Raw genomic sequence first — 12,659 nt, 5'->3', positions numbered from 1 at the left:
GTACTTTGCCGTTGAACGTCGGGGACGGTTTGCCTAGGTTCTGCGGCTAACGAATTTCCAACATCACCATGCACAAATTCATTAAAACATTTTATCTCTGGCTGGGGCTGTTCACGTTCTGCAATGCGGTTTCACTTTTTGCACTGCAGGCGAAGGGGCTGTGGCCGGAAGGCGGGGCGTTTCAGGTGCCGCTGGCGTGGGCGCTTCAGCTTCCGCTGGTGGCATTGCTCGCTCTGGTGCATCAGGGCATGAACCACCTGTTCTCATTTCTGCCTGATCGCTGGAAACAACCGGTGCGCTTTATGCTGTGTGCGCTCGCCACGTTTTATGTGATGGGCATGTACACGGCATCACAGCTGATGTATCTGCAGCTGGAGTCGTTTATTTCGTGGGATGCCTACTGGACGGCGCTCTCAAACACCCCGCAGATTCTACCGGAAATTATCAGCGGGATGGGGGGCGAGCTGCTCGGCGCGGCGGCGTTGTCGGTGATCATCAGTCTGTTTTACACGCGGCGTTATCACCATCATGCGTTCAGCCATTCCCCGCGGATGTTTGCGTTGCTGTGTCTGCTTTTTATCACGTCCGGGGCGGGAGGCTTTGTGGCGGTGTATACCATGGATGATGCCCGGGCCGAGCGCATTCGTCAGGGGCTGCTGCCGACAACCTATCTGACCTTTTCGATTCTCGATAATCTGATGCCGAGCGCCTCGCCTTCGGTCGATTTTCTGAGCGGGCTGGTGCTGGAGGAGCAGGTTTCGATGGCGGATTATTTCCAATCCCTGGAAAAACCGCCTGAGGAAAAGCCGCACGTCTTTTTCATCATGCTCGAATCGGTTTCGTGGGATCATTACGGATTCACCGGTTATTCACGTCAGGATATTACGCCAAACCTGGACCGGCTGGCCGCAGATTCGCTGGTGTTCAACCGTGCCTATGCGGCGGCATGCCATTCGAATTATTCACAGACGAGCACCCATGCCTCGCAATATCCGTTGCGCCGCAAAAAACTGGATCAGTTTGAAGAGGTGAACTATCCGAAAACGCTGCTGATGGATATTCTTTCGTATGCGGGGTACCGGACGGCCTTTTTCTCGGCGCAGAATGAAGACTGGCAGGGCATGAAAACCTTTATCCAGGCTCATACCCATTTGCAGCATTTTTATCATTCGAAGGATGAGCTTGGAGAAAATATCGGGATTGAAGCAAAGGTAAAGGATGAGACGGTCCGCCGGCGAGCGACCGAGTTCCTTGATGCGGCGGATCATACGCAGCCGCTTTTCATGTATCTGAATTTTCAGGCCACGCATTTTCCCTACGACATTCCTGAAGGCGCCGCACGGCCCTATACGCCGTGGAAAACGGATGATTTTGAATTTACCTTCTTCCATTATGACCGGGATCACACCGATACGGTGATCAACCGGTTTGACAATGCGCTGCACTATGTTGATGCACAGGTCGGTGCGTTCGTGGAATATCTGAAAGAACAGGGGCTGTACGAAAACAGCCTGATTGTCGTGGCATCTGATCACGGTGAAGCCTTTTATGAGCGCGGCTATCCCACTCATGGGACGGCACTGTTTGAGGACCAGATGCGCACGGCGGTGCTGTTTAAACTTCCCGGCGCTGGAAAAAACGGCGTTCGCGAGGATCCGGTATCACTGATCGACATCAACCCGACGGTGCTGGAGACGCTGGGTATGCCGAATCATCCGAATTTTCAGGGCCGGCCGGTGCTGGAGCGGGAACGCGGCGCCCCGATCTATCTGCTTTCGCACGGTGTGATTAAAGCGCACGGCATCGTTGATTATCCGTGGAAATATATTTATAGCGCGCGCGATGGGGAGTGGTTGCTGAATCTGGAGAAGGATCCGACGGAGGGGACCGATTTTTCCGCCGGACACGCGGATATTTTTTCCCGGCTGAAGGAGCAGCTGCAGTTGTATCAGATGCGCCAGCTCTACTATTATACCGTCCTGCCGCAGGAGGAACGGGACCGTCTGTATCCGCCGCAGCATTGAGGCGATGCGGTTGATTCCGACGAAATGAAATCCCAATCGCCGAGCTGTTGCGTTATTATGTCCTTCTTTCCCGCTTACAGCTTGATCAGGTCGAGCCGTGGGATACGATTAACAAACGGTATGAAGATAACCGGTCGCGTTGATCATTGCTCCAGTCTGCTTTTAAATAACGAAATATTGTTTTGGACGTGATGTAACAAGGACGGATTATTGGTTCCCGAAATATGCTGAAGGGCTTTTTCCGACATGGTGACCGCGTCGGAATAACGGCCGGCTGAAGCATAAGCCACCGCCAGACTGTCGAGATAAACAGGCTGTTTGTAGACGGTCAATTCACAGCCGCGTTTGGATAGGGTAATCGCCCGCTCCGGGTGAGCAATCTGAGGATTCGCGCTGGTTGCATATATTTTAGACAGCAATAGCAGGGCGCTGATGTTTTCGGGATCCTCATCCAGAATCATTTCATATTGGACGGCACTTTCATGTTGCTTTCCCTGCATATAGTAGATGGATGCCAGCTTAGTTCTTGCGACTGTAACTTTTGGTCTTTTCTGCAGGAACTTTTTGAAATGAAAGGCGGCTGCGTCCAGGTGATTTTCATTCATGGCCAGAACACCGAGGTCATAATGAGCACCTGAATTGCTGTCCAACTCCACAGCCTGCCTGAAGAGCGCTGTGGCTTTTTCAAAGTATCCGGTTTTTTGATAGTAGATCCCCAGATTGTAAATTACATCTGCGTTGTCGGGGTCAATTTCAAGAGCTCTTTCAAAGCGAATTCGCGCTTCTTCATAAGCCCCCAATTTAAGTAAAGAACTGCCAATATGGCCGTAGAAGTCAGCGGGATACCGTTTGCTTTGAGCGGCGTTTATATAATGTTGTATTGCAAGAGAATGATCACCTCTCCGGAGGTAAAGATCGGCAAGCGTTTTTTCGGCTAACGGATTTACAGGGATTCTGTTCAGGAGGTCGGTCATATAGTCAATGGCTTTGTCAATGCCTTCATTCTGCATGTAATAATAAATGACAAAATCATACGCTTCAGCCATTTCCGGATCATATTTATTCGCGGCGATGAAACAGGACAATGCTTCGTCGGTTTGATTCATCTGTAAAAGAATGGTGCCTTTTCGATAATGACCCTTTGCATAATACGGGTTCAGAGCGAGTGATTGATTAATTGTTTCAAGTGCTCTATCGAGTTGGTCTTGATCTGCAAAGAGTTTGCTTTGTTTATACAGTTTGTATGATTCTTGCGATGGTGCACTTATTTTTTCGATGGCGTCAACTTCTCCATTTACAAATTCAGGAATGTTCACCGCGCGGTTTGCCGCTGTGGAATCCGGGATCAGGATGGCAGGGGTGTCTACACCGTTTTCATCGATATGAGTAAGAAACATTTTGGTGAAAGGTCCCATCCCTTTGGAGGAAAAGACCAACCAGCGACTGTTGGGGGACCAACTGTGCCATGAGTTCATCGGGGTAAGGTTGCAATTCATTTCGCGCGCAATTCCACCGTTGGCCGGAATGATGTAGAGTTTACTGTCCGGACGCATCAATTGGCCTCGGGCAGCCTGCACGTAGACAATCCATTTTCCATTAGGGGAAAATTTTGCGAACGAGTTGCTTTTTCCGTTGTTCGAAGCGCCTTCAACGGGAAGGGCTTTTCCTCCTTTTCCCTTGTTGAAGGGAATGCGGTACAGGTCATACTGAATATCGGGTTCGCCGTCATCACCGGCAAACGCGGGAATTTTCAGGCTGGCAAAAGCGTCCTGTGCGGGTGCTCTGGAAAAAACCAGTTCTGTTCCATCGAGACTCCATACGGCATTGGTTTGAACAAAACGGGGATCATCGGCTCCGGGCAAAGGAAACATACGTCCGGTTTCGCGATCATAGACCACGAGGATTCCGCGTGTGGGATAAAAGGACTGCAGGAATCCAAAATTTGGATAATTAACGACAAACGTATCTTCGTTGAGTGTGCTGACCACATACCGTCCGTCTGGAGAGATCTGTGAGAAGAGACCGAAATTCATATGACCATCCGGCGTATCTTCATAGGTATTCCATGAAATAATGTCCTGGTTTTCAATGACGACATTTTTTTCAACCGGAACAATACCGTAAGCTCCTTTGTCTCCATTGGGTCCATCCATATCCATACCCAGTGTTTTACCGTCGGTTGAAAATGAGTGGCAGTTTGCGCAGGTGGGCATATCCTGAAGAACAACCGGTGCTTCCGGTTTTGATATATCCCGAAGCCGCCATTTCATAACATGCATCAGGTCTTTGGATAAGGGGCTTATTTTTCCCGAATTGTTCTTTGAAGGCATTAAGGGAACATCCCGGTAGAAAATCGGTGCACCGACCGGAACGGTTGAAATGGAAATCCTGACATGACCCAACGATGTGGGATCAGCATTCGGTGCATCCGGTATCCCTGAAATATAGATGTCCACTTCTTTTCCGAGGGAGGTTTTCTTTATATTTTCCCATGCGGCTTCATCCGGTGTCCAATGTCGGGCTGATTGAGCATAAGCGGAGGGACGGTAATGCGCATTGGCTTCGCTTATCGCATCGGGATCAATTTTCGGCGGTTGCTGCGCTCCGTCAGATCGAAAACGGTAAACATTACCGTCTGTCCCTTTGACAAATATCATCCAGTTTGTTGTCGGTGTTTGATCATGCCATATAAATGTCGGGGCTACGATATCCGGCGGAAAAACAGAATGGTTTCCCGGATAGTCCACCCGGATCGAGTCCGATGGAATTGTGTTTAAAATCCCGGTCAGTTCATCAGCCAAAACAGAAGGTTGCCCCGCAGAGCCGACCAGCGGCGCATATAACAGCAGAAAAAATAAAAGGGTTTGGGTTAAGCGCATAAATACGTCCTGAAGCTTTTTTGGTTAATAGGGACTGCATATATCATGTTCAGCGTTTGGTTGAAATCCTGTTCTATCACGTTCTACAGTTTTGGACTGAATAGATTTGATTGATTCCCCTTTGATGATTACACCTCCTTTAAACCCAAGTTGAGGCAAGAATATGATCAAACATATTGTGATGTGGAAATTTAAAGATGACGTTCCGGCAGAAGAGCGTGTTGAAATGAAAAACAGACTGGAAGCACTGAAGGGAGTTGCGCCGACCCTGCTGGATATTGAGGTCGGGCTGGATGTGCTTGGAACGGATCAGTCTAAGGATATTGTGCTGTATTCCGAATTTGCATCGCTTGAAGACCTCAAGGCGTATGCCGAACATCCGGAGCATGTGAAGGTGGGCGAATTTATCAAGCCGCGGGTTTGTGAACGCCATGCGGTTGATTACGAAGTCTGATGGCTGAGACCAACATTGTACTGATCGGCATGCCGGCGAGCGGCAAGAGTACGCTGGGCGTGCAACTGGCGAAATGGCTGTCGAAAGGTTTTATCGATACCGATTTGCTGGTGCAGGCGCGGGCGGGTGAAAGCATGCAGGCGTTTCAGGACCGCGACGGTCTGACTGAATATCAGAAACTGGAATGCGCCACGGTGCAGTCGGTCGTCTGCGAAAACTGCGTTATTGCCACCGGCGGCAGCGCAGTTTATTGCGACGGGGCGATGGCCCACCTGAAATCGATCGCAAGCGTGGTTTTTCTCGATGTTCCGCTGGATGAAATTCTGCGGCGGATCGGCGATTTTTCGGAGCGCGGCGTGGTGATCCGGCCCGGTATGACGCTGGCGGATCTTTATGAAGAGCGTCGGCCGCTCTATCTCAGGCATGCTGATCATGTGATTGCCTGTTCCGGTAAGGCGCAGGATGAGTTGCTGCGGGAAATCAGGGGAGTTTTGTAGAGCTCTGGTTGGGTTTCGTTTTGATATTTACTGTTGCTGCTGCTGGAACTGCTGAAGTTCTGATTCGGGAATCATATCGACCTCCGCCCGGACCTGATGCCGGCCTCCGCCGAGCATAACACCGGATACGGGGCTGATATCCTGGTAGTCTCTTCCCCAGCCGATGGTGATGAATTGATCGTCGGCTATTTGATTATTCGTGGGGTCGAGATCCAGCCAGCCGTTTACGGGGCAGTAGACCCCCACCCAGGCGTGCGAGGCATCGGCTCCTTCGAGCCGGGGCTGTCCGGGCGGCGGGGCGGTCTGGATGTAGCCGCTGTTATAGCGCGTGGGTATGCCGACGCTGCGCAGGCAGCTGATCATTAAATGCGCAAAATCCTGGCAGACGCCCCTGCGGTTTTTGAGGACGTCCTCAACGGGGGTTGACACCGTTGTGGCCGTGGGGTCGAAAATAAAATCCGTATGGATGCGCGCCATCAGGTCTATCGCAACAGCATGGGCTGATGCGCCCGGTTTACAGGAGGGTCTGCAGTAGTCCTCGCTCTCCGCTAACCGTGAAACGGCTTCCGAGTCAAAGCAGAACTGGAAGGCATCCAGTCCTTCGGGAGAAGTTGCTCCGCGGAGCCGTTCACGCACCGTGTCCCAGGCAACGCCCTTGAGGGTGCTGGTCGGGCGGGGCTGAACTTCGACCGTGCTTTCCATGAGGATCTGCATACTGTCGTGTTTCATCTCAATATTACAGAACGTCACCGTATTTCCGAAGTAATCGGTTCGTTCTGCCAATACCGCCGGTTCGGGAAAAATAGTCAGTTTGGAAGAGCGAATCTGTTGCCAGGGAAGTGTGCGCGGCTTGAGCCGCAGTACATTGTAGACAAAGGTAACGGGGTTGGAATATTCAAATGTAGTGCGGTGCCGCAGGTGATACATCATGATCCACCTCCTACCAGCGTGGAGAGTTTGCTGGTGGACTGCACATGGGATAGATAACGCTCATTAATCAGAATGCTGAGTTCCTGTACTTTATCGATGATACGCTCCAGATATTCCGCCAATCTCGGGCGGTTGCCTTCAGCATCAAACGCCGTGATCATGGAAAGATCGAAATCCTCCACAAAGCGAACCAGCTCTTCACTCTGAATCTGTTCCGTCAGTTGTCCAAGCCTCGGAAGATTGGAGAGTTCGCGGATGTGTTCGTTTAACAATTCCAGCTGGAACGCAATACTGCGCGGATTGGATGGATCGGAAACGAGCAGATCAAGAAGCGGAAGAACCGCTGCATTACTTTGATAACGCGTGCGATAAGTGATAGAGCTGCTGCCGATTTCAAGAATGGCATCGAGCATCGGTGCTTCATAGGGGTCGGGCGAAGTAAGCAGCTCTTTAAGCAGCATGGCGCTCATTACAGCCCGTTCGAGCCGGAAGCCCATGTCCATGAAACGCCAGGCATATCCATGGGTCATGCTTTCAAATCCCATTCCGGAGAATGCGGAAAGCGGGACGAGGAGATTGTCCAGCATATCGGCAATGTCGGTTAATTCGTCTTCGCCGGTTGCGGCCTGCAGTTCCCGGGCAAGCCGGTCGAGAATTCGCCAGGCATCCATACTCATCCGGTCGCGTACCATGGCCCCGATTTTTCCGGCGTTGTTGAGTGCGGCATATAGATTATTCGGTTGATTGCGGGCGAAAATGACCGAGTCGAGAAACGCGCGGGTCCGGTCCATTTCAACAATCGGATTTTTGATCGGGGTGTTTTTCCGTGAAAGATCAGTGAGTACGCCAAGCGTCCGGATCAGCTCCGGGAGTTCGGGGGTTCCGTCCGGCAGCGTTTCCTCCGTCATGCGGCGCAGTACGGTACGCAGCGTACGGGTCTGCAGTTCTGCGCGCTGGATATAACGGCCCAGCCAGAACAGGTTGTCAGCCACCCGGCTTGAAAGGTTGTCCTCGCCGCGTGAAAGTTCCATCTCGTTTCCGGACTTCGGAAGCAGGGTTATTTTTTCAACCTGACCGCGCGCCGGTATCCAGGTGTCTTTCGATCCGCCGCCCCGTTCCATACTGACAACGGTGGAATCGCTTTTTGAGGAAATGCGTGTAAGTCCGCCGGGCATGACTTTCCAGCCGGTGCGTGTGGCAACGATAAAGGCGCGAAGCATCGAGTGGCGGGGAGTCAGGTGTCCATCGCGCCAGCAGGGGGCGGCGGAAAGCGAGGTGTTTTCCTGAGCGATAAACCGTTTGGGATCATCCTTGATTCGGCCGATCAGTTTTTCACGCGCTTCGGGGAGCAGGTGGCGCGGAAAAATCGGATGTTCATGGGAGCCGCTGAACGAGCGTTTGATGACAAAATCATCCAGATTATCGATGACCTGATTCATTTCCAGGTTCTGTCCGCACCACCATGTCGGTACGGTCCAGAGCCGGGGTTCTTCGTTGAGCAGATGACGGCAGAGCATGGGATAGAAGGGGAGCAGAGCCGGAGTTTCGGCCAGTCCGCTGCCCAGGGCATTGGTAATGACCACTTCGCCCGAAACGGCGGCCTGAACGAGGCCCGGAATGCCGAGCCCGGATGCCTGGTTCAGTTCCAGGGGATCGCAGTCGGAGTCATTCTGTCGCCGCAGAATCACATCAACCTGACGCAATCCGCCCAGTGTTTTTAAAAAGACCTGGTTTTCGCGTACGGTCAGATCATTGCCCTGCACCAGCGGAAAACCGAGATAGCGGGAAAGGTAGGCGTGTTCGAAATAGGACTCGCTCATCATACCCGGTGTAAGAATGACGATGCGCGGGTTTTCGACTTTTCGCGGAGAGAGTTCCGCCAGCCGGTTCCGAAGCGTGGAAAAAAATCCGGCCAGCCGCTCAATTCGGCATTCACGGTACATGGTTGGAAAGGTGCGTGAAATGATGATGCGGTTTTCCAGTGCATAACCGGCACCTGACGGAGCCTGAGTCAGGTCCTTTACCACGCGCCATTCGCCGTTTGGTGCCCGGGCGAGATCAACGGCCAGCATGGTTAGGAACTGATTCTGCGGCGGCTTAATGGGGCAGCAGGAGCGGAGAAAGGCCCTGTTTGCCAGAATCAGTTCGCTGGGCAGGGTTCCGTTTTTCAGCAGTTTCTGTTCTCCATAAAGATCGGCAAGTACCCGGTTCAGCAGTTGCATGCGCTGTACCAGGCCGGCGGAAATGACTTCCCATTCATCCGGGGAAATCATCAGCGGAACCGGGTCGAGTTCCCAGGGGCGGCTGATGCCGTTTTCACTTTCGGCTACGTTATAGGTGACCCCGTTCTGCTGGATCACCCGTCGCGCCCGGTTCCAGCGTTTGGAAATATTTTCCGCGCCGTACGCATTCAGGCGATTGATCATGGGGGACCAGTGTGGGCGCAAACCGCCTTCGGGATCGGCCATCTCCGAATAGGTTTCGGTGAGGGGATGGTAATTACTTATTAAATTGTCCATTAACGCTTAGCCTCAATACTGCCGACGCAGGTCGAGTGTAACAGGCGATTCAGGACTCCGTTCAATGCGGCGGACATGCAGGGGCCCCGGCGTGTGACCAAACGGTTTAAACCGTTCGCCGCGCCGCGTTTCCGCTTCCAGGGCATTGATGGGGAAATTTTCATGGCTTCTTCCGCCGGGATGGCTGACATAATAGGTGCATCCTCCGACGGCATGATCATTGTGCCTGTCCACCAGATCGAAGACAAGCGGCGTATGCACCGGAATCGTCGGATGCAGGCAGCTGGGCGGCTGCCAGGCACGGTAGCGCAGGCCGGCTACATATTCCCCCGGCGTTCCGGCCGGGCTCAGCGGAAGTTCCAGTCCGTTCACTGAAATCGCGTGGCGCTGTTCGATCAGTCCGGAAACCTTAATCTGCATTCGTTCCAGCGAAGAGTCGACATAGCGGGCGGTTCCGCCGCCGCCGGCTTCTTCTCCAAGCACCAGCCACGGTTCGATAGCCTGCCGCAATTCGATATGCACGCCGTCATAATCAACCGTTCCAATGACTGGAAAACGGAATTCAAAATGAGTGGTAAACCAGTCCTGCTGGAAGGGGAAACCGGCCTGATTCAGGGTGTCGATGACTTTTCCGAAATCCTCGCGGACAAAGTGCGGCAGCAGGAAACGGTCGTGCAGATGGGTGAGCCATCGGGTCAGCGGCGCCTCGTAGGGCGATTCCCAGAAATGGGCAATCAACGCACGGATCAGTAACTGCTGTGTCAGACTCATGCGGGCGTGCGGCGGCATTTCGAAGCCGCGAAATTCCACCAGCCCAAGCCGCCCGGTCGGACTGTCGGGGGAGTAAAGTTTATCGATGCAGAATTCGGCACGGTGCGTGTTGCCGGTCAAGTCCGTGAGCAGATGCCGCAGCACGCGGTCAATCAACCATGGCGGAATGTTGGGATCGCCCATTTTCGGAATCTGTTTAAATGCCAGCTCCATTTCATAGGCGGCATCGGGGCGGCCTTCGTCGACACGCGGTGCCTGCGAGGTGGGGCCGATGAAAAGTCCGCTGAACAGATAACTGAGCGACGGATGGTTCATCCAGAAGCCGATCAGCGACTTCAGCACATCCGGCCGGCGCAGAAAGGGGGAATCGGCCGGCGTTGCGCCGCCTACAACGACGTGGTTACCGCCGCCGGTGCCGGTATGTTTTCCGTCGAGCTGGAATTTATCCGTCCGCACCAGGGTCTGGCGGGCCTCTTCATAGAGCACGGTGGTGTTCTGCACCATTTCGCGCCAGGAGTAGGCCGGCTGGATATTGACTTCAATGACGCCGGGGTCGGGCGTAACCTTCATATAGTCGATGCGCGGATCGTGCGGCGGGGTGTAGCCCTCGATCAGAACCGGTTTGTCCACGATGGCCGCCGCGTGTTCGACGGCGTTCAGCAGATCAAGATAATCCTCGATGGTATAGGTCGGCGGCATGAAGATATAGAGCCGTCCGTCACGCGCCTCGACACACATGGCGGTGCGCAGTACCCAGTCGGCCGACTGGCCGGGTTCGGGCAGCACATCATGGCGCGGGGGCGGTTCATCCGCCATTTCCTCCACAGAATTTTTTCCAAGGTCCGGAAGTTCCCGTTCATCCTCCGGATGTTGAGGCACCACAAGGGAACGGCGGCCGGGCAGCGGCGGCTGCCGCCAGGAGGGATCGGGCGGCAGCGTCGGGTCGAGATCCTCTTGTTTGGCCCACGGCAGGCTTTCGAGCGGAAGGCGCAGTCCGAGCGGGGAATCGCCGGGAATGAGATAAAGCTGTTTGCCGCGCAGCATCCAGAGACCGCTCTGCCAGCCCCAGGGTTGTTTTTCCAGCGGCAGGACAAATCCGACCGGATTATTCAGGCCGCGGTTAAACACGCGCAGCAGCTGTTCGCGTTCCTGCGGATCATCCAGTTTGCTGTCCAGCGGATCGACATTGACGGGCAGTTCCCGTTCGCGCAGTGCATATTTCACCGGATCTTCATAAGCCGGGTGGATATATTTCCGGTCCACGCCGAGCTGCCGGGTCAGTTCCTCGGCGAGTTCCTGCGCATCTTTATGGGTGAAGCCGTAATCGGTTTCTTCGGTTCCCAGCAGTTCTTCGTGTTCCCACATGGGAACACCGTCTTTGCGCCAGTAGAGACCAAGGGCCCAGCGGGGCAGCGGTTCTCCCGGATACCATTTACCCTGGCCGAAGTGCAGCATGCCGCCGGGGCCGAAGCGTTTGCGCAACCGCCGGATCAGTTCTTCCGACAGCGGCTTTTTCGTGGGGCCCACCGCTTCGGTATTCCATTCTTCACCTTCTAGATCGGTCGCGGAAATAAAGGTGGGTTCGCCGCCCATACTCAACCGGACGTCGCCGGCGTTCAGCTTTTCATCCACCTTGTTGCCGAGATCCAGAATCGATTGCCATTGCCCTTCGGTGTAGGGCTTGGTGACGCGCGGGTCTTCGTGAATACGCGTAACCGACATTTCTACGTTGAAGGTGGTTTCGCACATGCTGATGGCTCCCTCAACCGGGGAAGCGTGGCGCGCATCGGCCGAGGCGGTAAGCGGGATATGTCCTTCGCCGCAGAACAGACCGCTGGTGGGGTCGAGCCCGACCCAGCCGGCGCCGGGCAGATAGACCTCGCACCAGGCATGCAGATCGCAGATGTCCTGATTGACGCCTGCCGGCGCATTGGGATCAACCGGTTTTTCATCGGCTGCCAATTGAATCGAATACCCGGATACAAACCGGGAGGCGAGTCCGAGCCGTCGGAAAATGTGAACCAGCAGCCAGGCAAAATCGCGACAGCTGCCTTTACCTTCTTTCAGGGTCCGCTCCGGCGTGTAAATGCCGGGATCCATACGAAGGGTGTATTCGAGCCGTTCGTTGACTTTCCGGTTGACCATGGCCAGAAAATCGATGGTCCGGATTTCCGAGGTGTCGATCGCTTCGACGAATTCCTGAAAAAGGGGGCGCATCCGCTGCTTCTGGAAAAAGGGGCGCAGTTCGCGCTTCAGGGCGGCCGGATATTCAAACGGATATTCCTCGGCATCTTTTTCCAGAAAAAAATCGAACGGATTGATCGGCTTAAGCTCGGCGACGAGATCGACCTCGATTTCGAAACGTTCGGTCGCTTCATTGATCAGCAGACGGGCGAGATAGTTATTCTGCGGATCCTGCTGCCAGTTGATGAAATGGTCTTCCGGCTGAATGTTCAAAGAGTAGCTGACGATCGGGGTACGGCAGTGCGGAGTCGGTCGGAGCCGGATAATCTGGGCTCCCAACGTGGCCGGACGATCGTAAAAGTATTGGGTCTTGTGGTTCAGTGCTACGCGTATGGCCATAA

Annotated in this window: 7 protein-coding genes; 3 read left to right on the top strand and 4 right to left on the bottom strand. The window is 53.9% G+C overall.

What is annotated here, in order from left to right:
* Positions 1-68 precede the first annotated feature (68 nt).
* Positions 69-2,024 (top strand): sulfatase family protein, encoded by a 1,956-nt coding sequence (locus P9H32_RS03535; RefSeq protein ID WP_322607487.1) that lies wholly within the window; start codon positions 69-71, stop codon positions 2,022-2,024.
* Positions 2,025-2,167: 143 nt separating this feature from the next.
* Here P9H32_RS03535 and P9H32_RS03530 read toward each other — a convergent pair whose 3' ends face one another.
* Positions 2,168-4,903: a tetratricopeptide repeat protein gene (locus tag P9H32_RS03530; RefSeq protein ID WP_322607486.1), complete on the bottom strand. Its 2,736-nt coding sequence runs from the start codon at positions 4,901-4,903 to the stop codon at positions 2,168-2,170.
* 163 nt (positions 4,904-5,066) lie between these two features.
* Between P9H32_RS03530 and P9H32_RS03525 the strand changes: the two genes are divergently transcribed.
* Positions 5,067-5,357, top strand: a complete 291-nt coding sequence (locus tag P9H32_RS03525) for a Dabb family protein (protein ID WP_322607485.1) — start codon at positions 5,067-5,069, stop codon at positions 5,355-5,357.
* The gene (locus P9H32_RS03520; RefSeq protein WP_322607484.1) at positions 5,357-5,854 is read left to right on the top strand and encodes a shikimate kinase; all 498 of its coding nucleotides are present in this window, start codon (positions 5,357-5,359) and stop codon (positions 5,852-5,854) included. The genes P9H32_RS03525 and P9H32_RS03520 overlap by 1 nt, the downstream gene beginning before the upstream one ends.
* A gap of 27 nt (positions 5,855-5,881) precedes the next feature.
* Here the strand turns inward: P9H32_RS03520 and P9H32_RS03515 are convergent, their stop codons facing one another.
* From P9H32_RS03515 to P9H32_RS03505, 3 genes are read right to left on the bottom strand one after another with little or no spacing between them, the layout of a single operon-like run.
* Positions 5,882-6,784 carry a transglutaminase family protein gene (locus tag P9H32_RS03515; RefSeq protein WP_322607483.1) on the bottom strand — a complete coding sequence of 301 codons (903 nt, stop codon included), beginning with the start codon at positions 6,782-6,784 and terminating at the stop codon, positions 5,882-5,884.
* Entirely contained in the window at positions 6,781-9,303 is a 2,523-nt protein-coding gene (locus tag P9H32_RS03510) for a circularly permuted type 2 ATP-grasp protein (protein WP_322607482.1), read from the bottom strand. The genes P9H32_RS03515 and P9H32_RS03510 overlap by 4 nt, the downstream gene beginning before the upstream one ends.
* A 12-nt stretch (positions 9,304-9,315) precedes the next feature.
* Entirely contained in the window at positions 9,316-12,657 is a 3,342-nt protein-coding gene (locus P9H32_RS03505; protein ID WP_322607481.1) for a transglutaminase family protein, read from the bottom strand.
* Positions 12,658-12,659 lie beyond the last annotated feature (2 nt).

Source organism: Pontiella agarivorans (assembly GCF_034531395.1).
GTDB lineage: Bacteria > Verrucomicrobiota > Kiritimatiellia > Kiritimatiellales > Pontiellaceae > Pontiella > Pontiella agarivorans.
The sequence above is the reverse complement of the archived record's forward strand: the minus strand, read 5'-3'. Positions and strand labels throughout refer to the sequence as shown.

Bases quoted from the DNA above. Each gene is read 5' to 3' on its own strand.
- P9H32_RS03535 (WP_322607487.1), top strand. From the start codon at position 69: ATGCACAAATTCATTAAAACATTTTATCTCTGGCTGGGGCTGTTCACG.
- P9H32_RS03525 (WP_322607485.1), top strand. From the start codon at position 5,067: ATGATCAAACATATTGTGATGTGGAAATTTAAAGATGACGTTCCGGCA.
- P9H32_RS03515 (WP_322607483.1), bottom strand. From the start codon at position 6,784: ATGATGTATCACCTGCGGCACCGCACTACATTTGAATATTCCAACCCC.
- P9H32_RS03520 (WP_322607484.1), top strand. From the start codon at position 5,357: ATGGCTGAGACCAACATTGTACTGATCGGCATGCCGGCGAGCGGCAAG.
- P9H32_RS03505 (WP_322607481.1), bottom strand. From the start codon at position 12,657: ATGGCCATACGCGTAGCACTGAACCACAAGACCCAATACTTTTACGAT.
- P9H32_RS03530 (WP_322607486.1), bottom strand. From the start codon at position 4,903: ATGCGCTTAACCCAAACCCTTTTATTTTTTCTGCTGTTATATGCGCCG.
- P9H32_RS03510 (WP_322607482.1), bottom strand. From the start codon at position 9,303: ATGGACAATTTAATAAGTAATTACCATCCCCTCACCGAAACCTATTCG.